The organism is Spirosoma luteolum (genome assembly GCF_054778875.1).
This window is the reverse complement of sequence record NZ_BAAGZE010000007.1, coordinates 73,141-97,520: the sequence shown is the minus strand read 5'-3', so window position 1 is coordinate 97,520 and position 24,380 is coordinate 73,141. Positions and strand designations below refer to the sequence as shown.

16 protein-coding genes are annotated in these 24,380 nt (G+C 53.5%); 9 read left to right on the top strand and 7 right to left on the bottom strand.

The window, feature by feature from the left end; translation table 11 throughout:
• Window positions 1-24: 24 nt before the first annotated feature.
• The 6 genes from ACYVAC_RS13940 to ACYVAC_RS13915 all read right to left on the bottom strand — a co-directional run bounded on the left by ACYVAC_RS13940 (window position 25) and on the right by ACYVAC_RS13915 (window position 6,249).
• A complete protein-coding gene (locus ACYVAC_RS13940; RefSeq protein ID WP_461098303.1) occupies window positions 25-438 on the bottom strand; it encodes an ATP-binding protein in 414 nt (137 codons plus the stop codon).
• The gene (locus ACYVAC_RS13935; RefSeq protein ID WP_461098302.1) at window positions 435-923 is read right to left on the bottom strand and encodes a GIY-YIG nuclease family protein; all 489 of its coding nucleotides are present in this window, start codon (window positions 921-923) and stop codon (window positions 435-437) included. The genes ACYVAC_RS13940 and ACYVAC_RS13935 overlap by 4 nt, the downstream gene beginning before the upstream one ends.
• The gene (locus ACYVAC_RS13930; RefSeq protein ID WP_461098301.1) at window positions 923-2,320 is read right to left on the bottom strand and encodes a restriction endonuclease subunit S; all 1,398 of its coding nucleotides are present in this window, start codon (window positions 2,318-2,320) and stop codon (window positions 923-925) included. The genes ACYVAC_RS13935 and ACYVAC_RS13930 overlap by 1 nt, the downstream gene beginning before the upstream one ends.
• Window positions 2,244-3,368 (bottom strand): PD-(D/E)XK nuclease family protein, encoded by a 1,125-nt coding sequence (locus ACYVAC_RS13925; RefSeq protein ID WP_461098300.1) that lies wholly within the window; start codon window positions 3,366-3,368, stop codon window positions 2,244-2,246. Before ACYVAC_RS13925 ends, ACYVAC_RS13930 begins: the two co-directional genes overlap by 77 nt.
• 15 nt (window positions 3,369-3,383) lie before the next feature.
• Window positions 3,384-5,135: a type I restriction-modification system subunit M gene (locus ACYVAC_RS13920; protein ID WP_461098299.1), complete on the bottom strand. Its 1,752-nt coding sequence runs from the start codon at window positions 5,133-5,135 to the stop codon at window positions 3,384-3,386.
• Between the two features lie 289 nt (window positions 5,136-5,424).
• Window positions 5,425-6,249, bottom strand: coding sequence for a hypothetical protein (locus ACYVAC_RS13915; RefSeq protein WP_461098298.1), 825 nt, complete (start codon window positions 6,247-6,249; stop codon window positions 5,425-5,427).
• A gap of 738 nt (window positions 6,250-6,987) precedes the next feature.
• Here ACYVAC_RS13915 and ACYVAC_RS13910 point away from each other — a divergent pair.
• The 3 genes from ACYVAC_RS13910 (at window position 6,988) to ACYVAC_RS13900 (ending at window position 11,798) form a co-directional block, all read left to right on the top strand.
• The gene (locus ACYVAC_RS13910; RefSeq protein WP_461098297.1) at window positions 6,988-8,094 is read left to right on the top strand and encodes a RepB family plasmid replication initiator protein; all 1,107 of its coding nucleotides are present in this window, start codon (window positions 6,988-6,990) and stop codon (window positions 8,092-8,094) included.
• A 285-nt stretch (window positions 8,095-8,379) separates the two neighbouring features.
• A complete protein-coding gene (locus tag ACYVAC_RS13905; RefSeq protein ID WP_461098296.1) occupies window positions 8,380-8,571 on the top strand; it encodes a hypothetical protein in 192 nt (63 codons plus the stop codon).
• A gap of 752 nt (window positions 8,572-9,323) precedes the next feature.
• Window positions 9,324-11,798, top strand: coding sequence for a hypothetical protein (locus ACYVAC_RS13900; RefSeq protein ID WP_461098295.1), 2,475 nt, complete (start codon window positions 9,324-9,326; stop codon window positions 11,796-11,798).
• Window positions 11,799-11,853: 55 nt separating this feature from the next.
• Here the strand turns inward: ACYVAC_RS13900 and ACYVAC_RS13895 are convergent, their stop codons facing one another.
• Complete coding sequence (locus ACYVAC_RS13895) at window positions 11,854-12,876, bottom strand: LacI family DNA-binding transcriptional regulator (protein ID WP_461098294.1); 1,023 nt, start codon at window positions 12,874-12,876, stop codon at window positions 11,854-11,856.
• A 321-nt stretch (window positions 12,877-13,197) separates the two neighbouring features.
• Between ACYVAC_RS13895 and ACYVAC_RS13890 the strand changes: the two genes are divergently transcribed.
• From ACYVAC_RS13890 to ACYVAC_RS13865, 6 genes are all read left to right on the top strand, one after another.
• Window positions 13,198-16,284 (top strand): SusC/RagA family TonB-linked outer membrane protein, encoded by a 3,087-nt coding sequence (locus tag ACYVAC_RS13890; protein ID WP_461098293.1) that lies wholly within the window; start codon window positions 13,198-13,200, stop codon window positions 16,282-16,284.
• Between the two features lie 18 nt (window positions 16,285-16,302).
• Window positions 16,303-17,742, top strand: coding sequence for a RagB/SusD family nutrient uptake outer membrane protein (locus ACYVAC_RS13885; RefSeq protein WP_461098292.1), 1,440 nt, complete (start codon window positions 16,303-16,305; stop codon window positions 17,740-17,742).
• An 86-nt stretch (window positions 17,743-17,828) separates the two neighbouring features.
• On the top strand, window positions 17,829-18,635 hold the full coding sequence (locus tag ACYVAC_RS13880) for a sialate O-acetylesterase (protein WP_461098291.1): 807 nt from the start codon (window positions 17,829-17,831) through the stop codon (window positions 18,633-18,635).
• An 81-nt stretch (window positions 18,636-18,716) separates the two neighbouring features.
• Window positions 18,717-20,438, top strand: a complete 1,722-nt coding sequence (locus tag ACYVAC_RS13875) for a sodium:solute symporter family transporter (RefSeq protein WP_461098290.1) — start codon at window positions 18,717-18,719, stop codon at window positions 20,436-20,438.
• 231 nt (window positions 20,439-20,669) lie between these two features.
• On the top strand, window positions 20,670-22,958 hold the full coding sequence (locus ACYVAC_RS13870; RefSeq protein WP_461098289.1) for an FAD-dependent oxidoreductase: 2,289 nt from the start codon (window positions 20,670-20,672) through the stop codon (window positions 22,956-22,958).
• A 41-nt stretch (window positions 22,959-22,999) separates the two neighbouring features.
• Complete coding sequence (locus tag ACYVAC_RS13865; RefSeq protein WP_461098288.1) at window positions 23,000-24,364, top strand: glycoside hydrolase family 16 protein; 1,365 nt, start codon at window positions 23,000-23,002, stop codon at window positions 24,362-24,364.
• The last annotated feature ends 16 nt before the right edge of the window (window positions 24,365-24,380 follow it).

The following is a 24,380-nucleotide window of genomic DNA, read 5'->3' as shown; positions in this document are numbered from 1 at the left end:
TTTAACTAACTGCAGATAAACAAGTTATACTGAAAACCTTGTAAGAATCTTGTACAAACCTTGTAAACGTTTATAACTATTTATAAGGTTTGTATCGCTCCTGGCTATCAGGCAAGCACCCACTCGGCGAAACCTAACCGTGTAATTTGGCCTTCTATAAGCCCCCTTCTGACGCAGGGCACGTACCTGCTCGTCAGTCAATACATTTGCTTTCTTCTTTTGCACCCGATCCAGCAGAATCAGCGTGGGCAAATCCAGCCGACGGTCGCGCTGCCTGGCAAACATCCTGCGGATGCCGCTACCGATTGTGTCGATCATGCCCAGGCTCACCATTGCGTTGACCAGAAACGGATTTCGGTAGTAATCGACCACTTCACTTTCGGCGGGCAGGCTGAGCAATTTATCCAGCATATGGCGCTGATCGTCTGGTGTCATCATATGGCGGCTTTGGTTACCGATCTGCTTTTGATATTCCAGTGCGTGCCCGCTATTAGCTGTTTGATGAGCACCTCTTCCACGTAGAGCCGCAGGGCGGGGGGATCGATGACAACGAACGTGAACCCAACGCGGTGCCCCTGCTCCAGGGCTGCGTTTACCTGCGCCAGTTGCGAGCCGGTGCGGGAGTCTTTGTCAATGAAATGGTTGCGGATCCGCTGCCGGGCCGTTTTGCCATCTGCATGACCAACGTACCTGACAGCGGGCGGTTCCTGACCCTGCTGCACCCATATGGCATATACGCCCGACTGCCGGCCAACGCTGTTGAGCAGCGGTTGATTGGCGGCATCACGCTGAAGTGGCTCATCGCTATGGCGCATCGTGAAAAACTGCACATTGGCCCCATCGAACAAATCGACCCTGACGCGCTCGATTAATTCGTTTAGTGCTTCTATACCGGCAACTGATAATTTCTGTGTTGTCATCATTACACCACCTTTACTTTGCCCGTGACCACTTCGCTGATCAGGGCCGTGCGGTACTCCTGCATCAGCTCAATTTCCCGCTCAATCCGGCCAACGGTAAAATCAATCTTCGCCGTTTCTTCATCTAGATACCTCACAATTTCAGCTTGTTCAGCGAGGGGGGGGAAAGGTAAACCGAAGTTAGCTATGGCTACAGGTGATATGTTAGGTTGTTGCCCGGTATTGTCAATACTATTCTCGAAAAGGCTAAAGAAATGCTGAGAATGAGTTATATGATACAAGAATATGTCATTAACTGAGTCAGATACTCTTAACACAGCGTTCCGCTGATTTAAAAAAACTTGTTCGCTATCATCAAAAAATGCACGGGCGGACTTAATACCAGAAGATATTATCGGACGAGTCAATGCAAAAATAATATCACCGTTGAATACCCTAAAACGATCATAGGCTGAAGCATAATCATCAGGTAGATATTCAGTATCTACCCAATCAATGTAATCATGCTGAATGTTAGATATTTTCAAGACCCTAATGTTTCCTTCTTTACAGAATTTACTACTATCAAATGCGGCTCCACTGATGATAGTTGCTACCCACTTCAACTTCTTCACCTCCCAATGCGCCGGTACATCGCCGAGCCAGTCGATGCCGGAGGGTTTGGTGGGTACATTGGGGCGGATGCCTTTGGTGACGGCTTCGTTGATCAGGGCGGCTTTTTCTTCGCGCAGCAGGATCATTAGCCGCTGTTTCCGGGCAATAAGCCCGTCAAGCTGAGCCGTTTGCTCGTCCAGGTAGGCCGCAATCGCCACCTGCTCGGCGAGGGGGGGGAGAGGGACTTCCAGTATACTGTATTTGTCAGCACCAATATTTTGTATTGTTGCCTGATTAAAAATACTGTTTTTCCAATTCTCATAATTCCCAGATTTAGTGAAACTATAGAAAAAGTCGCTTGATAAAAACGCACTAGGACGAGCGCGTATCAAATACCCAGCAAAACAAGCTTCTCCTTCATACCCTTTGAACTGAAAAGTTTTACCAACCGTCGCGCCACTTCGAGCAAATAATATATCACCCTCTTGTAGAAAATAGTTTTGTGCAATTTCTCTTGGAAGTGACTTGAATGTGTCATTTTTCAAAAAACCGTCATCGCCAAAATCTGTTATGCGAATATATCTAGGCAACTTTCTGTCATCGAGTTCTGCTGCTTCGTTGGCACCATATTCTAGTCGACTCAATAATAAATATTTCAGCTTTTTCACCTCCCAGTGCGCGGGAATATCGCCGATCCAGTCGATGTTGGATGGTTTGTAGTCACTGTATCTATTCATTCGTACTGGTTGCATTTTGTAAAGTAAACCGGCGGCAGTAATCGACCAGCGACATACCCAGCGTTTCATTTTCGGCGAAGAAACGGCCAATCAAATTTTGTAGTCGTTCGTAAAGGCTATCCTGGTCTGAGGTTATTACGGATTCGCTGTCAGGCTTAAACTCAGCGAGGTGATAATACTGGCGTTTGAGGAAATGAGAATCAGGCGCAACAAGGCCCTGCGTGCGTACAGCATCAGCGATTAGTGGCTTCAGCACGTCGCCCAGAGCCACAGCGTGGCCATACAGCTCAAAATAAACACCCAGCCGGTTTGACAACAAAATAGTGTCGACTACGAAAAAGCGTACGGCATTTCCCGCATTGTCGTCAGGCAGATAATGGCTACCAGCCCGTTTAAATCCGTTCGATTTGAACACCGCGTTGATGTGCGACTGTATGTAGTTTTCGGCACGGTTCTTTGCGTCGAGCAGTTTATTAATGGCCGCGTGCTGCTGCTGAAAAAGCCCAATTGTCTTATTCGTTTCCGGGTCATCCGTGATCGAAGCGGTGTTGTTGGCCATCGTTATGCGTAGATCATTGTAAATTAGTTTGTTCCGGCCTGCATCGTCGGCTGGCCATACGGGCTGGCTTTCACGTCTCACCTGCTCAACCCGGTCGAGCCAGGCCATGTGGGTCACATTGGCAAAGTTCCGAAGCAGGGCCTCCCAGCCCGCCAGCGGTTGCAGCGACACCACAACGCCTACGGTACGGCCGGTCGGTACTTTATGGAAGTACGTATCCAGCGGATTGGCCAGATAGTGAAAGACCTTGTTCTCCAGCACAACCGCCCACGTTCTGTCAGTAGCCCGAATCAGAATATCGATCCGATGCCGTTCCCGCTCAACGGTATAGGGCGACGGAAAATGGGCCGATTGTTCGTTCATGCAGTCGAGCAAACTATCCAGAAACAGCCGCCCGAGACCGTGCGGGTTGGTTTCGTTCAGAAAGTAAGCCAGCACAGTACTGATCGTGTTTTCGCGCGTCGATACGCCCATCGTGTCGAACAGCGTCGGTTCGTGCTTCGTTGGTGCTGGCAGGTCACGAACAAACTCGTCCAGCCAGTGTAGATCAAGGGGCATGGGTGAGGTACGTTATCAGGCCACAACGGCTTTAATCAGCTGGTCGGTTTCGGCTTCCAGCGCCAGAATATCGGCCCGTATCTCGGCCAGCGACCGCAGGGGTTTGTACTGGTAGAAGTATTTGGTGAAGTTGATTTCGTAGCCCACTTTGGTTTTGCTGTGATCGATCCAGGCGTCGGGAGCGTGGGGGAGTACCTCGCGCCGGAAATACGCGTCGATGTCGTCGCTCAGCGGTACGTTCTCAGCATCGCGCAGCGCCGAGTCGGCTTCGTAGACGGGGGCTTTTCCTTCCGAAAACAGCGGTCCGGCGGCTTTCTTCCCTTTCTTCGGCACCGGCTGCCCATTGGCATCGCGCAGGGGGCGTTCAACCGTGATGCGGCTATACCCAAAGAAAGTGTTGGGGTAAATCTTGCAGAACTCGCCCTCCCGGAACGCCCCGTAGAGCCGGCTAATCTCCGTGATTTGGGCCGGCGAAATTTCATTGCGTTTATTGCCCAGGCTCCGGCTCATCTTCTGGAAGAAACCCGTGGCGTTGACGAGCTGTACCTTCCCCTGGCGCTTTGGGGATTTGTGGTTCGTCACAATCCACAGGTAGGTACTGATGCCGGTATTGTAGAACAGCTGATCGGGGAGGGCTACCACCGCTTCGAGCATATCATTCTCAATAATCCACTTCCGGATGTCGCTTTCGCCACTGCCGGCCCCGCCCGTAAACAGGGGCGAGCCGTTGAGCACGATGCCAATGCGCGACCCACCCGCACTGAGGGGCTGCATTTTGGCAATCATGTGCAGCAGAAACAGCAGCGACCCATCGTTGATGCGCGGCAGGCCCGGCCCGAAACGCCCTGCAAACCCTTTCTTATCGAACTCAGCTTTTACTACCTTCTCCGCTTTCTTCCAGTCGACGCCGAAGGGGGGGTTAGCCAGCAGGTAGTTAAAATGCTCGTCGGCGTGCTTGTCCTCGCGCAGGGTATCGCCAAAGCGGATGTTGCCGGGTTCCTGCCCTTTAATCAGCATATCGCCTTTACAGATGGCGTACGACTCGGGGTTTATCTCCTGCCCGAAGAGCAGCAGCGTGGCGTCGGGGTTCTGGCGTTTGATAAACGCATCGGCCACCGACAGCATACCACCCGTGCCGCAGGTAGGGTCGTAAAGCGTGCGGATCGCTCCCTTTTTGTAAATGTCAGCTTCTTCGGCAAACAGCAGATTCACCATCAGCTCGATCACTTCGCGGGGCGTAAAATGTTCCCCCGCCGTGGCGTTAGAAGCGTCGGCAAATTTGCGAATCAGTTCTTCGAAGATGTAGCCCATGGTCAGGCTGTCGACATGAGCCAGGTCTATTTCGGTAAACCGCTTGACCACCATATAGAGCAGATCGGCTTTTTCGAGCCGGTCAATCTCGTTGTCGAAATTGAACATCTCCATAATGTCGCGCACCCCGGCCGAAAAACCACTGATATAAGCCCGCAGATTAGCTGCCATGTGGGCATCATCGCCCAGCAGGGTAGTCAGTGTAAACGAGCTGCGGTTGTGGAATTTATAGCCACTGGCCCGATTTAACAGGCGTTCGACGATTTCATCGGTCTGACCCTCGACTTTCCCGAATTGATCGATTACAGCGGCTTTTGTGGGCTCCAGAAGGCCATCCAGCCGGCGCAACACGGTAAGGGGAAGAATAACTTTGCCGTAATCGGCTTGCCCGTAGTTGCCCCGGAGCAGATCGGCCACCGACCAGATGAAATTAGCTTTTTCGCGAAAGTTAAGCATTGGTAAACAGTAAAAATGGGATAGCGGGTTGCTGGTCAGTTCAATGCAGGCATGCGTGGTGATACAGACCAGCGCCCCACGGGGTGCACTTGGGCGGGAAGTACCGATCGTTTGCGAACCAACCAGCGTGGCCCCTGCACCTACTACACCTGTTCAAACATCAACAGCAACGGCACGTTTCGGCGTACATTGGTCAGAACGAGGTTCCAGCGAATCAAAACTACTCGTTTTGAATTGGAATCGATGCGTGTAAACGTCCAGAAGCGTGTATACGCTGGTAAATTATGCGCTACGCCTGAAACGAATCGAGCGCGTCGTTTTCTGGACGTGGCCGGGCGTAGAGCGTGATCCGACCAACTTCGGATTTTACCGAAAAGTTAGCCAGATACCCTTCGATCTCGCGGTTCTGGTAGGGGTGTTCGCGCAGTATCTCGACCGGATCGACAAAGAAGATGTTGTAGCGTACCTGCGTGATGTTGCCCAGCCGATCCCGCTGGGTATTCAGCAAATGTTCCTGCGCGTTGGCATAGTCACCCGTGGGCAGCAGGTACTTGTAATTGGCCGTGACGTAGAAGTGCTGTCTGTCGTAGTTGGACACCGCCATCTCGTAACGTTCCGGGTTTTCCAGAATCTGATTCCACGCATGCACCTGCTGCCAGTACAACCCGATTTTGCCACTGGCTTCAGCCCGTTTGGGTGGCAGCATGCCGCTTAGCTTCGATTCAAGTACCTCGGCTTTCACAGTCAGTTCATCCACGTAGCGTTTGATTTGCTCTATTTTTTGAATAACCGGCAGATCCTTGTCCTTTAGTAGGAAGTAGCGGTGCTTGCGGTAAAACGTGATTCGTACGGCCGGATGATCGATGTTGACCATCTTAATGGTTCGGCAGTCGAAGTCGCGCATGGGCTCAAACAGGGGCTGATGCGCCTTGTCGACAAAGTGAATGACACCGGTCGACGCCCAGTCGCCTTCGATGTCCCACTTGTCCCGATCGGGGCGGAGCTTGGGCACTTCTTCCATGAGTTGGGTGTACTGGTCGAGCAGTCGGGCGTAGGTCTGCTGGTCGTATTGCTTACGCCGGGTATGGCCGGTTTCTTCGTTGTCTGTAGTCATTTTACTGGAGAGGGATAGACAGGCATAAAATTAGTCAAAGTATTTTATGTTTCCCTTGAAGGGAAACATAATTCTTTATCTGCTAAATAATACATTATGACTTTTTTGTTTTCTCCCGTTCATCGCACCGGCAGCAGCAACGTTTAGTCTCTCAATGACTTAATAGTCTTTATTATTTTTTTTAATTATAAAATCATTTTGAATGATAGATTAGACTATTAGATAATTATAGAGTGTGGATAACGTTTGTAACTGTCTCATTATCAAGATCCCGAATGTGGACAACTTGCTTATCCCTAACAGATGATAGTCGTAGCCTAACAAATGATAGTCGTAGCCTAACAGATGATAGTAGTTACCTAACAAATGATAGTCGTGACCCTAACAAATGATAGTCGCAAGCCTAACGGATGATAGTCACGACCCTAACAAATGATAGTCGAATAAGCTATGTTTCCATGTTGTAACCTATCACGTTGTATTTCTGTCATTTGGCTGCAAAAATTGTACAAAACAAAGAACAGAGATTTCTATATGTCTGTCGCATATATGTCCTTGAAGCTTACCCTAACAGATGATAGTCAAAAACGCGTTGACTAACGCGTAATTTACCGGTATTACTGGATAAAAAAACGGTGTATAAGACTATTTGTCAGCTAGTTAGTCCCTAACTTTCTATTTGTTGTTTGTTAGGCTATATAGATTGTTTACCTTGCAACTACTATTATTTGTTAGGGTATGGCACGTGCAGTAAATACCAGCAATTCGATGGAGCTGAGCGATGGCCAGCTATCACTAGTTTTCGAGAGTACAACCGTCACAGCGCCAGTTGAGGTGAATCCGGAGACGATTGTGCTGCGCACAGATGGTAACAATACCATCTTGATCCGTGAACCGTTAAAGCTGCTGACTAGCACTACGGCCTTCAGTTTTTTTGAACGTCGATTGTACTGGCTGGTACTGCGTGAGATACGAAACATACAGGCCGTTGACGCACGCAAAATCAAACCGTTTCAGGAAATGAAGTTTCGCTTTCACTATTCGGAACTGGTTAAAGGTCATCCCAACTCGTCTATAAAGAAAGTCTTAGAGCTTATTCAGCGACGCACCATTAGCTGGGAAGATGAGTCGGGTAAACACACTAATGTGGTTGTTTTTCCCATGGCTGAATACTGGCCAAAGAAAGGCGTTATTGAGCTACGGATGTACCACGCCGTAATTCCTGTTTTTCTGTATCTGGGCAGTGGCTATGCGCAATACGGCCTCGAAGATGCGCTGATACTAAGTAGTGAATATGCCCAGCTGTTGTTTACCAATTTGGCCCGGTTTCGAAATACCGGCATCTGGCGTATCGGTCTGGATGAGCTGCGCCAGCTGATTGGTGCTCAGGAAAAGTCGTACAGCAGTTACTCCGCGTTCCGTACCCGGGTAATCGAACTGGCGCTTCGGCAGATAAATGAATTAACCAGTCTGTCGGTTACCTATACGCCGTCTATGCAGGGGCGAGCGGTAGTTGGCCTGACATTTCACATCCAGAACAAGCCGTCATCGGACAAACTGGAGAAGGATGCCAAACGGGCCGAAATGAAACAACGGCTTGATGAGCTGATGCAACTGGATATTGCGGAGGTCATTACCTACGCTGGTACCAAAATCAGTCAGTATTACCCTTCTTTTACGCAGCAGCAACGAAAAGCAATCCTGCAGAACACCGAAAAACTAAAAGCGTTTCTGCGCGCTGACTTGTACGCCGACTTCGGCTTTGCCAACAAAGATGCCGAAGCCTACGTAGCCCAAAGCGTCTTCAACTACAAGAAGAAAGAACAGGTGCCGGGCGAAGGCTGATCATCTACCGATACGAATGAAAATGGTAGCGTTCAGGAGCTTTTTTGTCTAATTTATTGGACGCTAGATTACACTAAATCACATCAGAACAGGGTACAATTTATACCACTACACCACTGAGACGAGCGTTTGGGTGAGCCGTTCCGAGAAAAAAAGTGAAAAGTAGGAGCACTATATTTCAGTCCACACAATAAAGGGGTTGTTTCCACGTTTTACTCCTGTTGTGCTTCTTTAGCCTCACTCTGCCAATGAGTGGGGCTTTTTCATTTGAGTCCACTAACTAGCATGGAACCACAGACTCCACCCACCGATCCGCAACCCGACCCGCTGGTTATAGCCAACCAACGGGTGGAGGCCGCTAGCGACTTTCTGGGCAGCTGCGAACGGCTCTCCACCGAGTTTGAGAGTGGCTACTACTGGGAAGACATCCAACGCGCCCTGCGCATTGCGGCCGGCTTAGAAGCGTGGCCAGCCTAGCTCGGGGCTGAGCCAGGCGGTTGGCCAGGCGAGTGACCTGAAGGCTGCGAAGCCCGCCCGGTTCAGGCGATTGCTCATCGCCTGGTAGCTTACGCTGGCGGTCTGCAGGGCCTTAATTGACTCGGCCGCCTGTTATCGACCGCCAGCCGGCGATCTTACTCCCCGCACGGCGGCCGCCTTTGTGAAACGATAAATGAAATCCTCTACTTCTCACTGGCCTACTTTCAAAGGAAGTGTACAAGGGGCGTCTGTAACCCGACAACTATCAATTTCGGGTGAAAGCTTAATCGACCGCCAGGCGGCCCGGTGTGAGTCAATGCATATCGCAAACGGATTAGGTTGACGACCAGCCTGAAGCCGATCTACTTGATTTAGACTTGCGTTGATTTGCTCAAAGATCCCTCTGCTTTTCCTCGACCACAGGTGGATGATGCCTCATCTGGTTAAGCGAACGAACTGGGCGCCCCTGCTTGAAGAGCGCAGATCACTGGGAACGCTCCCAATTAATGGGAGCGTTCCCAACAGATTTACCCATTCGTTCCCTGCAAGAGTTGCACTTTCCTGGTGAATATTTGCACAGGCACTGACGTTTTCATGGATCCCACTGCAGCTAAACGTAAATCTTACAAGGCGTGTGGGCCAGAGACTTTCTCGTTACAGACAACTTAAATCTGCACGATTTTGCTACCGGTTCTGCAGGCGCTGTGCCGCCGTTTAATCTACCTGTATTCCGTACCCTTTTGCTGACTCTAATGCGCAGAATCGTTACTCAACTACTACTCGGCTTATTAGGCGTGGCGCTTACAGCCCAGGCCCAGCAGAATCCTGCCTACCCCGTATACAGCGGAATTTACCCCCACTTAGCTTCATTCAATAACGAAGGGGAGTGTGGCACAGGGGCGGTGGTTCCCTGGGCGGATCGTCTGTGGGTCATTACCTACGGGCCGCATATGCCATTCGGCTCGTCAGATAAACTCTACGAGATAAAACCTGATCTGACCATGACGATCCGGCCCGAAAGTACGGGGGGCACACCCGCAAATCGGCTAATCCACCGGGAAAGCAGTCAGCTATTCATTGGCCCCTACGCTATTGACAGACAGCGCAACGTGCGGGTACTTTCCTACAAAGACGCCCCCGGTCGGTACACAGGAATTGCAAGAGATCTTACGAACCCGGCGCAGTCTGTACTGCTAGCAACTATGGAGGAAGGCTTTTACCGGGTCAACACAAAAGACCTGAAACCCACGCAGCTGTATGTCGACGGTAACCTGAAACGGCCCGGCCGAAGCGACATTGCGAACAATCACGCCAACGAATTATTACCGGGAGCCCACGGAAAAGGCCTCTATTCAGGCCAGGGTGTACTGGTCTACGCGAACAACGGGGAGCCAGGCCCGCAGGCCCTGAAACAGTTTGATGTCGAAGCGGGCGTGCTGGCCGAATGGGATGGCCGGCACTGGCAAGTCGTACGGCGCAACCAGTTTGCCGAAGTAACGGGGCCGGGGGGTATATATGGCAATCCGAACCCGAAAACCGATGCCCTGTGGGCAACGGGCTGGGATCACAAGTCGGTGCTGCTCGGCGTACGGGGCAATGGAAAATGGCAGTTCTACCGACTTCCCAAGGCCAGTCACACCTACGACGGTGCCCATGGCTGGAACACCGAGTGGCCCCGGATCCGGGACGTAGGCCAGGCCGGCAGACCCGACTACCTGATGACAATGCACGGCTTATTCTGGCATTTTCCGGAAAACTTCTCCACCACACGGGCGGCAGGAATAAGACCCCGGTCGGCCTACCTGAAAGTAATTGGTGATTTTACCCGCTGGAATAACCAGCTTGTGTTTGGGTGCGACGACTCGGCACAGAAAGAGTTTCTGAATAAGCGAAAAGAAAAAGGGGGTATCGAAGGTCCCGGTCAATCAAACTCGAACCTCTGGTTTACTTCCCCTGATACACCCGATCAACTTGGCCCCAACACGGCCGAAGGAGCCGTCTGGCTCCGGGACACCGTCGAGGCTGGTGCCGTCTCCGAGCCGTTTTTATTTGCGGGCTGGACTAACCGCTCGGTCTGGGTGCAGAATCATGGCCTGAATGCGGTGACCTTAACGATGGAAATTGACCGGTCGGGGACCGGCACCTGGACACCACTCCAGACAAAGACCCTTGACGGGAAACAGGCCGATCGGCTCGTGTTCTCGCCCGGTACGGCTGGCGAGTGGATTCGGATCCGGACCAACACCGCATCGATCGTATCCGCTCAGTTCACCTACGCTGCGGCCGACACGCGGAGTATAACGACCAGCCCACTTTTTACCGGGTTGAGTCCGGTAACGGCCCCGGTCACGACGGGAGGGCTTATATATGGGCTTGGGCAAAATCGACGGGCGCTTGGGATACTGGCACAGACATGCAGCGGAACCGGTACGACGGCCATTGGGTATTACGAACTGGACGCGGCCATGAAGCTATCCCGGAAACAGGATGATTCGACGCAGGCTTTCATACAAGCCAGGTTTGCCATACCCAAAGATGTGGTGTCGGTAGAGGCCTCGTCGGTGCTGGTGGTAGATGAGAAAAACCGACGCTGGCGGTTTCCGCTGGGCAATAATCAGTTTACCCAGTTGACAAACAAGGGCAACCTGCGGCTTTGTCGGGAAGTAGCCACGGAACGTGATTTGTTCAACTGCCATGGAACGTTCTATGAGTTACCCGCCGAAAACGCGGATGGGTATGCTAAAGTCAGACCCATTGCTTCGCACCAGCTCAGGATCCACGATTATGCATCATACCGGGGGCTGCTGATTCTAACCGGTATTGATCTGACCGCTGCCGCCGGCAATTCGCACATTATTCAGTCGGATGATCACCGGGCCGCCGTCTGGGCCGGTACTATCGACGATCTCTGGAAACTGGGTAAACCAACGGGCCATGGAGGTCCCTGGAACGATACCCCTGTGAAGGCGGGTGAACCCTCTGATCCATACCTGATCGGCTTCTATGACAAGCGCACGCTGCGGTTGTCCCACACGTCTCCGTCGCCGGTAACCGTTACAATCGAAGCAGATCCGGTTGGTACGGGGCAATGGATGGCGTACAAAACGATAACCGTCGCGCCTGGTAAACCCAGTACCCATGTGTTCCCGGCCGATTTTCAGGCCCGCTGGGTTCGCTTCCGAACCACGAGCGACTGCACAGCTACAGCCTGGCTCGAGTACCGTTAATTAGTACAGCCCGCGAGCGGCTGCATGTTGGGGGTCGAATCAGCGAATGCATCATTCATAGTCGCTGACTCGACCCCCGAACAATTAGTTCGGTTTTCAGCACCCGGGTTATCGGCTTCCACGTCGACGCATCGGTGTTGATCTGATTCAACAGCAATTGAGCCGCTACCTGACCAATCTCACCGGTTGGCTGGGCAACGGTAGTCAGGCCAGGTTCGATCAGGGCAGATCCGTAATCGTTGCTGAAACCAACGATTGCTATTTGCTCGGGAATCTGCAGCCCCTGCTCCTTAATCACTTTCAGCGCTTCCAGCGCTGTCGGGTCATTGACCGTAAACAGGGCGTCGGGCGGTTCGGGCAGGCCCAGCAGGTAGTTGACATAGATTTTGACGTTTTCCAGGTTGAGATCGTAGCTGATTATCAACTCGTCAACGATCGGCCGTTTGTGTTTCCGCAAGGCATCCTTATACCCTTCCAGCCGTTTTCGACTAATGTAGAGCGATGGCGGCCCTGCCAGGTGTGCGATGCGCTGTTTGCCCAGCAAGATCAGATGTTCGGTGGCCTTGAAGGCACCTTCGTAATCGTCTACAACCACTTTGGGCGCTTCAATCTCATGGCATACCCGGTTAAAGAATACCATGGGAATTTCCTTACGCTTGAAAATGGCAAAATGGTCGAAGTTTTTTGTCTCCCGGGTCATTGAAATCAACACCCCATCGACCCGGTTGGCCAGCATGACTTTCGCGTTGGCCACCTCCGTTTCGTAGGTTTCATTCGACTGGCATATCAACACCGAATAGCCAGCCTGTGCGGCTACCTCCTGCGCCCCCATGATAATAAACGGAAAGAAGGAGGTAACAAACTCCGGGACAATGATGCCGATTGTTTTGCTCTGACTCGACGACAGATTGATGGCCAGCATATTGCGCTGGTAGTCCATTTGCTGAGCCAGCTCCAGAACGGCCTGCCGGGTTTCGGTGCGCACACTTGGATGACCCGTTAGCGCCCGCGACACGGTTGACTTAGAGATATTCAATTGCTGGGCAATGTCGATAATGGTAGGTTGGTGACGCTTCATAGTGAGCCTAAGTTCCAAAATTATACTTAACGAATAACAGGTATCGCCAAATGTAGCTTACCAAAGACATTTTTGGGAACGTTCCCGTGAATTGGGAACGTTCCCAATCTATTTTTCAACCTTGCCCACTTCCTAATTGTACTTTAGAACTTAATATTTGTACGAAATCAGCTGAAAACAGGACCAATTGCCACCGATATACGATCATAGGAGCTTCGGCAACGCACAGGCTGATCATCGACATCCATTCACGGTAACAATTTTTTGCTGCTCGACAGTTTGCACTATTCCAATAAAGCCACTTGACCCTACGACAAACCTATGCGCACGTTTACTCTAAAATCAATTCTTGTCACTGGCTTGTGGGTGGGGATTCTGCTCCTGCTACATACCCCGCCGGTGCAGGCACAGACTGCTACGGACAAACTCATTCGAGGTAAGGTAGTAACCGCCGAGACCAATGAAGGGATACCAGGCGTCAACGTCCTGGTCAAGAACACCAAGCAGGGAACCACTACCCAACCGGACGGCAGTTTTGTGCTTTCACTGCCCGAACGGCCCAGCGTACTGCTCGTATCGTATATCGGCTACCAGACGCAGGAAGTAACGGTGAACGGGCAAACTACGTTGACGATTAATCTGCAGCCCGATAATCGGTCGTTGAACGAAGTAGTCGTGGTGGGCTATGGTACCGTGAAAAAAAGTGACCTGACCGGTGCTGTGTCCTCAGTGAAAGCGGCTGAACTGAAACAGACTCCCATTGCCAATTTTGTGCAGGGGTTGCAGGCACGGGCAGCCGGGGTGCAGGTCAGCCAGAGTTCAGGGGCGCCGGGCGGCACCATCAGCGTACGTATCCGGGGCAACAACTCAATCAGTGGCAGCAGCGAACCCCTGTACGTGGTAGACGGCTTTCCAATCTCGGGGAGCGACAATCCGCTGGCTGGCGGGGGCAGCAGCTTCGGGGCCGACAATGGCAATAAGCTTTCGGTACTATCGACGCTCAACCCAAACGACATTGAAAGCATTGAAGTCCTAAAAGATGCGTCGGCCACCGCTATCTATGGCAGCCGCGGAGCCAATGGAGTTGTGCTCATTACGACGAAACGCGGCAAAGCCGGACAAACGCGGGTAAGTTATGAAGGCTATTATGGCCAGCAGCAGGTGCGTAAAACATTACCACTGCTCAATGCAGTCGAGTTCGCCAAGCTTGAAAATGAAGTCACCAATCAGCTTATTTTTCCTAATCCGGATCAGTTAGGCGCGGGTACCGACTGGCAATCCCTGATATTCCGGAAGGCAGGTATGCAGAGCCACCAGTTATCCGTGGCCGGTGGAACAGACAAAGCGCTGTTCAACATATCCATGAATTACTTCGATCAGGACGGGATCATTATTAATTCAAATTTCAAGCGCGGATCCATCCGGGTCAACCTCGACAACCGCATAAGCAACGCTCTGAAACTAGGGACTAGTCTGACCTACACTTACTCAGTAAATAACGGTGCCGTAACGGCGTCGCTAGCAGAGGGTACCGGTGGCGGCATCGTAACGGCTGCCCTTACGGCTCCGCCGACCTACGCGCCCTACGACGACCAGGGCAACCCTACCATCTTTACGGGCCGGTACCTGGGCTTCAATAACCCGCTGGCCGTTGCACAATATACCCTGAACCGGAATACCACCCGGCGCTTACTGGGCAACATCTTTGCCGACTGGCGAATCACAAACGGGCTTACCTACCGGGCTTCGTTCGGGGCAGATCTGGTCAACGATGCCCGCGACTCGTTCGTGAATCGACTGCTGCAGGTTGCGGCCAGTGTTGGTGGCATCGGCGGGAAAGGGAATGCCTACAGCAATACCATTCTCCATGAAAGTTTGCTGTCGTATCAGAAGGCACTGGGCGCCCATGACCTGACGCTGACAGGCGTTTTTTCCACCCAGGGCCAGGTATTGACCAGCTCATCGGCCACAGGCCAGTCGTTCCCCAACGACCTGATCATCAATAACAACCTGAGCCAGGCAGCCAATGTAAGCATCAGCAGCGATAAGCAGGCGTGGCGACTGGATTCCTACACGGGCCGCTTCAACTATAATTATAAAAGTAAATACCTGGTCACCCTGACGGGCCGGGTTGATGGCTCGAGCCGGTTTGGCGCTAACAACAAATACGGATTCTTCCCGTCGGTGGCGGGGGCCTGGCGTGTGTCGGAAGAACCATTCATGCAGGGCCAGCAGGTAGTGAGCGACCTGAAAATTCGGGCTAGTTACGGCGTCACGGGGAATGCCGACATTCCACTTTACAATTCTTTGGCACGCCTGAATTCGGTAGGCAACTATAACTTCAATAACACGCGTACAGTCGGCATTCTGGCCGCCAACATTGCGAATCCAGATCTGCGCTGGGAAAAAAGTGCCCAGACCGACATTGGCGTGGATATCGGACTGTTTGGCAACCGGGTTCAGCTCACAGCAGATATCTACGCCAAGAAGACTACCGACCTGCTTCTATCGCGTGCGATCCCTTTATCGTCGGGTTTTGGATCGGTATTCGGCAACTTTGGCAGTATCGAAAACAAGGGCATTGAACTATCGCTCAACGTAGGTGTACTCAACGGTCCAGTCAAGTGGGATATCAGCGGCAACCTGTCGGCCAACCGAAACTCGCTGACAGGTATCGATGGAAAGCGTACGGAAATAATTCCCGGCGATGGAGCCACTTCGGTAGCCCCGTTTGCCAACACCAGTTTGCTGCGCATCGGGCAGCCCATCGGTACGTTCTTCGGCTACGTCTTTGATGGCATCTATCAGACTGGCGATAACATACCGACCGGTAAAACGGCGGGGAACATTCGCTACCGGGACCTCAATGGCGACGGCATCATTTCGGCCGCTGATCAGACAATCATTGGCAACCCCAACCCAAACTACTACTTCGGACTTACGAACAACCTGAAATACAAGGGTTTCGACTTCAGCCTGTTTGTACAGGGTGTACAGGGCAATCAGATTTTCAACGTGGCCCGGCTACGCATGGAGGGGATACTGGGTTCGTTCAACCAGTACGCTACCGTTGTGGACCGCTGGACGCCCACCAACCCCTCTAACCGCTATCAGAAAGCCGTTGGGGGCCAGCGCGTCAGCCAGTCCGACATTCACATTGAGGATGGCTCGTTTGTACGATTCAAAAATGCCACGCTTGGCTATACGTTTCCTGCGGTGGGCAAGCTGAACTGGCTTCGCAACAGCCGGGTCTACGTAAGCGCCAACAACTTTATCACCCTCACCAGCTATTCAGGCTACGACCCGGAAGTGAATACGGCGGGCCAGAACAACCTGAATCTGGGTGTCGACAACATTGGTTACCCGGTTGCCAAATCGTTTATCGCCGGTCTTCAACTTACGTTCTAAGCCTTCACCGCCCCTGTCATGAAACGCCTTCATTTCTTACCTCTGCTGTTCATCGCCGTGCTGATGGTGGTAAACGGCTGTCAGCTGGCCGAACAGCCGTATTCATTCATCACTCCAGATCAGTTCTACACATCGGCCGCCGATGCCGAAGCGGCACTGACGGCTGCCTATGCACCGGTTACCGATTTGTATAGCCGGGTTGGTACGCAAGTACCCGATTATTCGGCTGATCAGTGTTTTCCACGCGCGGTTGTGGGCCGCGAACAGCTTACTGTCTTCTCCTACGATGCGACCAACGACTTGATTGGCCAGTACTGGCAGCACTGCTACAACGGGGTCAACCGGGCCAATCAGGTGCTTGAAAACGTACCGCGCGTGCCCATGGACGAAGTCCGCCGGAAACAGATTATTGCTGAAGCGCAGTTTCTGCGGGGCCTGTATTACTTCCACCTCGCCAAAACCTTTGGCGACGTACCCATCAGACTCACCAGTACGAAAGACATAGCCAGCACGGAAACGCCCAAACGGAAAGTGGACGAGGTGTATGCGCAGATTATCGACGATCTGCAGCAGGCCCTGGCCAACCTGCCGGCGCAACCCCGGGACCGTGGACGAGCAGCCAGTGGAGCTGCCCAGGGGCTACTGGCCAAAGTATACCTCTACGCCGGCAACAATGCCAGGGCCGCTGAACAGGCCCAGGCGCTGATTCAATCGAACCGCTACAGCTTACTGCCTAGCATTGTCGATCTGTACAATCCGCTTAAAGAAGATGCCGCGCGGGCCGAGATGATTTTTTCCGCCGAGTTTTCCTCATTGCCGGGACTGGTCAATTACGATCTATGTGCCTTTTACGCACCGGCCAGCTCCATCCCGGTTTTTTCCAAGGGGGCCTTTGGTTCGGCCTTCGGCTACATGTCTTTTTACAAGTCATTTAATCCGGCCGACAAACGGCGGCAGATGCTCGACACGGCCTACGTAAACAGCGCTGGTAAACTGATCGGGCAGACCGACCCAAACCTGAGAGACCGGGTTATTGTCAAGAAGTTTCTGGATCCGAACTCCAACGGCGCCAACGGCGAAAATAATTTCCCCATTGTGCGACTGGCCGACGTTTATCTGATTGCTGCGGAGGCTGAGGCCCGGCAGAACGGTCCAACCGCCGTGGCGTATACCGCGATCAATACCATTCGCCGGCGGGCCGGTCTCGGCGATCTAACGCCGGGTTTGAGCAAAGATGCGTTCATCGACGCGGTGCTCCAGGAACGTTCCTGGGAGTTGTGTTATGAGGCAGACCGCTGGTACGATCTGACCCGAACGGGTAAATTCAGGCAGGTAGCAACCGTACTGAACTCCTACTACCCAACTCGTCCGGTTCTGGAGAAACACCGTTTTTTTCCGATACCGAACGTAGAGATACTGACCAATTCGCAGCTCGAACAAAATCCCGCCTGGAAATAATAAAACATCTGGAACAGGTTCGTACTCATGCAAATGGCGCTGCCATTGACGGCGCCGTTTCATATCTAACCAGCACTCAATCAACTATGCGATGGCTTCTGATGCTTTGCCTGTTAATACACAATCCTCTATTGGGCCAGCAGCGACTTTATCTGATTGCGGGGCAAAGCAATGCCGTCGGTCAGGGTACGAGTAGCCAGTCTGTTCAATGCCGGCCAAATACCGCATTCGCGTATAGGGCGCAGACCGACTCGCTGGTGCCGCTGGCCGATCCATTCGGCGAGCCAATTGGTCCCTTCCAGCCGGCCGCTACAGGCAGTATGGCCCCGGCTTTTGCGCGTTCGTTATACGACCTGACGGGCCAGCCGATTATCCTGGTATCGACAGCCCGCGGTGGGTCATCCTGTCACCAGAAATCGGAAAAGGAGGGCTTCGGTACTTGGGCCGACGAGGGTAATCTGCCGCTCTTCACCGAGTCGGCAGCAATGACCAGGCGGGCCATGCAAAAGACGAAGCTGCCACTGAGTGGGATTATCTGGCTGCAGGGCGAACGGGATGCCAATGCAATCAGCGACAAGCAGCTAACCGGAGAAGAGTATGCCGACGCCCTGACCAGTGTGATTACCCGGTTCAGGAAATCGCTGGGGGCCACTGTACCCGTGTATATAATTCAGACAGGCTTTCAGGAGGGACGCCCCCGGCGGGGCAGCCGGATTGTTCGGCGGATTCAGGCGCGAATCGCTCGGCAAACCCCATTTACGTATATAGCCTACCGTAAGACAACTTCCTTTTTCCGACGCGGCTGGATGAAAGACTACGTGCATTACAGTCAGCCGGCGCTCAATCAGATTGGCGACCGCGTGGCCCGTTTCGTACGGCGGCATATGGGTTAGTTCAGTACAACCGACTGCTGGCCATCAGGGCCGCACCATCACTTCGGATCCGGGTATATTCGCCACTTAAGCCATTAACGCGTGAACACGACAATTGATACCGCCGTTATTATCCTCTTCTCCGCCTTCGTGCTGGGAATCGGTCTCCTCTTTGTCCGTACGGGGCGCAACCTAAAGTCATTCTTCGCCGGTGGCGAGGCTGTGCCCTGGTTTATCGGTGGTTTATCGCTGTTTATGAGTTTTTTTTCGGCCAGTACGTTCGTGGCCTGGGGTAGTATTGCCTATAAGCATGGCTGGGTGGCCATTACCATTCAGTGGATGATGTGCGCAGGGGCCCTGATAACGGGGCTGTGGCTAGCCCCACGCTGGAAAAAAACCGGCGCACTCACGGCAGCCGAATTCATCCGCCAGCGCCTGGGGCTACCCGTTCAGAAAACGTACGTATTTATTTTTACGCTCGTCAGCATTTTCATTAAAGGGTCGGTGTTGTATCCGGTCGGCAAACTCGTGAGTGTTTCGCTGGGGCTGCCGCTGGTACCAACCACCATCGGGCTCGGCATTTTCATGATTGCCTACACCTCCGTTGGTGGGCTCTGGGCCGTGATGGTAACCGATATTCTGCAGTTTGTCGTGCTGTCGGCAGCGGTATGCATCCTGTTGCCTCTCGCCTTTGACCAGGTCGGGGGAGTAGCTGGCTTTACGGCCAAAGCACCCGACGATTTTTTCAACCTGCTTAACGGCGAGTACACCCTCGGCTTCATCGTGGCATTCTTCGTGTACCAAGTTGCCTACATCGGGGGTAACTGGACCTTCGTGCAGCGGTACACCAGCGTCGACAGTCCCGCGTCGGCCCGGAAAGTGGCTTTCCTCTTTGCCGGCCTGTATCTGATTAGCCCGATCATCTGGATGCTGCCGCCGATGATCTACAAAACAATCAATCCGGCCCTGACGGGCCTCGACACCGAAAATGCGTACCTCGAAATCTGCCGGCTGGTACTGCCCCCGGGACTGCTGGGCCTGATGTTAACCGGCATGTATTTCTCAACATCGGCCAGTGCCAACACTACCCTCAACGTAGTTTCGGCGGTGTTCACGAATGACATCTACAAAGGACTGCTGAATCCCGGGGCTTCCGATAAACAGCTTATTCGGGTTGCCCGTCTCTCGTCGTGGGGCTTTGGCACCGGCATGATTATAATTGCCCTCCTGGTACCGTACATCGGCGGCATCGTAGAGGTAGTGCTCACCATTGGGGCCGTTACCGGTGGGCCCCTGCTGGCCCCGCCAATCTGGGCGCTCTTCTCCAAACGACTCACGGGTCGAACTACCTTGCAAATCACGCTCGTGACGCTTACGCTGAACCTAATCGGCAAACTTGTATTGCCGCTGACGCTGGGCATCAAGCTCAGCCGGGCCGAAGAGATTGTCATTGGGGTGGGCGCGCCCGTGCTGATGCTGGCGATTACGGAATGGCTGGCCGCACGCCGGCGAGCCGACAGCCCCGATTACCTGGCCTATGAGCGAAGTCATGCCAGCCAGCCGGCAGCCACGGTGCAGGAACAGGCCGCCGAAGCAGTCGAGATCAGGCGGCAAAACCAGTTTGGGTTGCAGGTTATCGCCGTGTCGCTGGTCGTCACGGCCCTCATTCTGCTGGGTTTGAGTTTGCTGGCCACGCGTGGCAGCGGTATAACGGCCGTGCTGGCAGGAGTTGTGCTGCTTACCGCCCTGATTCCCTGGCGAGCCGCCCGCACCCTGAGGCCGCAACCCAGCCCGGCTCAAACCCCTGAACTGACCAGTCTGTAGGGATCAGACCCGGTTAACCGATCGACCATTCATGGATAACCAGACGAACGAAGGGGGCGGATTGCTGCTCCATAATTTTTTGGGGAGCCAATGTCAACCGAAGACCTCGCCACCTACCCGCAGGCTCAACGACGCATCTTACCCGACACAGCCCATGGCCGGGCTACCCACTCACTGCCCTCATTTACCAACAATCTACCCCGCACTCTTTCTAAACAAGTAGCTCAACGAATGATACGTGAACAGGCAACTGATAACCGTCTGCTGCGGACGGTACGGCACGAAGCCGACTTACTGGTAATTGGTGGGGGACTGGCGGGAGTCTGTTGTGCCCTGACAGCAGCGCGTGCCGGTATACAGGTGCTACTCGTTCAGGACCGCCCGGTGCTGGGGGGAAATGCATCGAGTGAAGTACGACTGTGGGTGCTGGGTGCTACCTCGCACATGGGTAACAACAACCGATGGGCGCGGGAAGGGGGCGTTATCGACGAACTTCTGCTCGAAAACCTCTACCGCAATCCCGAGGGCAACCCGCTGATTTTTGACACCATCCTGCTCGAAAAAGTGGTGGCTGAGGCCAACATAACCCTGTTGCTCAACACGGCGGTCTACAATCTGACTATGTCGCCGGAAGAAGCAGGCCGGATTGAACAGGTACAGGCCTTCTGTGCCCAAAACAGCACACAGTATGAACTGGTAGCCCCTCTGTACTGCGATGCGTCGGGCGACGGGATTGTAGCCTTTCTGGCAGGGGCGGCTTTTCGGATGGGTGCCGAGTCAACAGACGAGTTTGGCGAACGGTTTGCCCCCTCGGCCGACTACGGCGAGTTGCTGGGACATTCCCTCTATTTTTATTCGAAAGACACTGGCAAGCCCGTTCGGTTTGTGCCACCTGCTTACGCACTGGACGACATTACCAGTATCCCCCGCTTCCGGTCTTTTAATACCGGTGATTACGGATGCCGGTTGTGGTGGTTGGAGTATGGAGGCCGGCACGATACCGTTCACGATACAGAAACCATCAAATGGGAGCTCTGGCGAGTTGTGTACGGGGCCTGGAATTACATTAAAAACTCAGGTAATTTCCCGGAGGCCGCTAACCTGACCCTGGAGTGGGTGGGCCACATTCCTGGCAAACGCGAAAGCCGGCGGTTCGAGGGAGACTACATCCTGACGCAGCAGGATATTATCGAGCAGCGTACCCATACCGATGCCGTAGCTTTCGGGGGCTGGAGCATTGATCTGCACCCGGCCGATGGCGTTTTTTCCGAAAAGCCAGGCTGTAATCAATGGCACAGTAAAGGGCTTTATACGTTGCCCTATCGTTGTTTTTACAGCCGGAACGTAAGCAATCTGTTTCTGGCCGGCCGCATCATCTCCGCATCCCATGTAGCCTTTGGCTCCTCGCGGGTTATGGGAACCAGCGCGCACGGCGGGCAGGCCGTAGGCATGGCCGCTGCGCTTTGCACCCGTCAGGGTATACGCCCTCGCGATCTGACCACCGAGCCGGCGCTGATGCAGCGTCTTCAGCAGGCGTTGCTGGCCACAGGCCACCATATTCCGGGGCAACGACTCTACGATGAGAATGACTTGACCCAGCGGGCTACGCTTTCGGTATCCAGCGAACTGATCCTGACCGAACTACTGCCAGACGGGCCAATGCTGCTCTTGCAGCACTCCATCGGCCAGATGCTGCCTCTCCACGCCGGAGCCATACCAGCCCTGACAGTTTGGGCATCGGCCACCGAAGACACCCTCCTCACGGTTGAACTTCGGATAAGCCGTAACGCACAGAATCACACCCCGGATCATACCCTCGAACGGCGCGATATACCACTGACCACAGGCAGCCAAGCCCTGCACCTGGTATTTACCGAAGTAATGCCCCATGATGGGTACGCCTTTGTCTGTTTCCTGAAAAATGAACGGGTATCGATGCAGGGCAGCCAGCAGCGCGTTACGGGCATTCTGTCCGTATTCAACAAAACGAACCCAGCTGTATCGAACTACGGCAAGCAGGAACCGACTACCGATATCGGTGTGGAGGCCTTTGAATTCTGGACTCCCGACCGTCGACCTAAAGGTCATAATCTGGCCATGCAGATCAGGCCGGGCCTGCGCCCGTTTAGCGCCGAGAACGTCCGGAACGGCCTGCAGCGGCCAACCACTACCCCCAACGCCTGGGTTGCCGAGCCTGCCGATGCACACCCTACTCTGACACTAAGCTGGCCCGAAGCCAGGCGTATTCGGGAGGTCGTTTTGAATTTTGATACCGATTTCGATCACCCACTGGAATCGGTCCTGATGACCCACCCCGAGACCCGCTCCCCGTTTTGCGTCGCCGATATCGTGCTCTGCGATGACCGGCAGCAGCAGGTGTACGAAGCAACCAATAATTACCTGAGTCAGCGCGTGATTCAATTCGAGCCCCCCCTTAGCACCCGAAGTCTGAGCATTCACCTGGCCAACCCGGGCCCCCACGTGCCGGCTGCCCTGCTGGCCGTACGGTGTTATGCGTAAAGCAGTAGTTCCCAGTTTCATCGTTTAGCCATACGTCTTATATGAAAACTGTTATCACGAAGCTCGGTGTATCCCTGCTGGGCCTGACTCTGATTCACTGCCAACCTGCCCCCGTTGCGACGGCGCCCAATCTAATCGAGCGCCCGGTCCCCAACAGACTGGCAACGGCCCGCGTGGCGGCTACCGGCCTGCCCGTAAGTGGTTACACCTTGTGCTACCAGCAAACATTCGATACGGGTACGGCGCCTGATGCGGCCGAATGGATCTACCGAACAACTGACCGGCTTGGCGGATACAACAATGCCGAGCAGGTCACCATTGGTAACGGATCGCTGAACATCAACTATCAGTACAACGGGGGGAATTACTACGGCGGGGGTGTTATCTCGACCCATACCTTTGGCTATGGCTTTTATGAGGTACGCTGCAGCCTATACGCGTCGACGCCCGGGCTTCATCAGTCATTCTGGACTATGGGCCTGAGCCCTGGCACTAACACGGCCAACGAGGGCTACGCGCAGCTGCAGGCAGACGAACTGCCCCAATACGGTACAGCGCTTGAAATTGACGGGTTTGAACAAAACTCGTCGACCGGAAAACTGGCCTGCAATCATCATGTATACACGCCTTCCCACACCTCGAGCATTACGCAGACCACCTGGCCTAACCCCGGTAACCAGTGGTTTACCATGGGTTTCGAATGGCGACCCGACGGTATCACCTACTACTATAAGCCCGACGGCGCCACCACCTGGACACCGGTAGCCACAAAATCGCTCACAACGAGTCCGTGGACTGTGTACGCTCCTCAAAACTTCTGGCTATCAGCCCTCCCCGTTCCGGGAGGTGACTACGGCTGGGGCGTTGCTACTCCGCCCGATGCCGGGGCGGCCATGAAGGTGGGACATTTTAAATACTACACCAAGCCACTGGTGGGAAACAACCTGATCGGCAACGCCGGCTTCGAATTTACAAGCGCCAACGCAGCCGCAGCTGATTATCCGATTGGCTGGATCGAGTCGCGGACCTACGGCAATACGCCCGACCGAAGCTACGTGACCACCAATGCAGCCAATGCCAATTATGGTGAACGGTACCTGGTACATGAATCGTATAGCACCCCTTATTCCTGCACCACCAAGCAAAAGCTGGAGTATATCCCCTACGGAACTTATAAACTAACGGCCTGGGTCCGTAGCAGTGGAGGTCAATCGGTAGCTCGTATGCGGGTCATTGTGGGGGGCAGCGAACGCTTTGTGTCGATTCCGGCCACAACAAGCTGGCAACAGATCACGATCGACAATATTACTGTGCAAAGCGACGATGTGGTGGTAGCCTTTACCTCGAATACCAGCGGAGCCGGGCAATGGCTGGCCGTAGACAGCGTCATCATGGTGGCGAAGTAGTGTATCAAACGGCAAT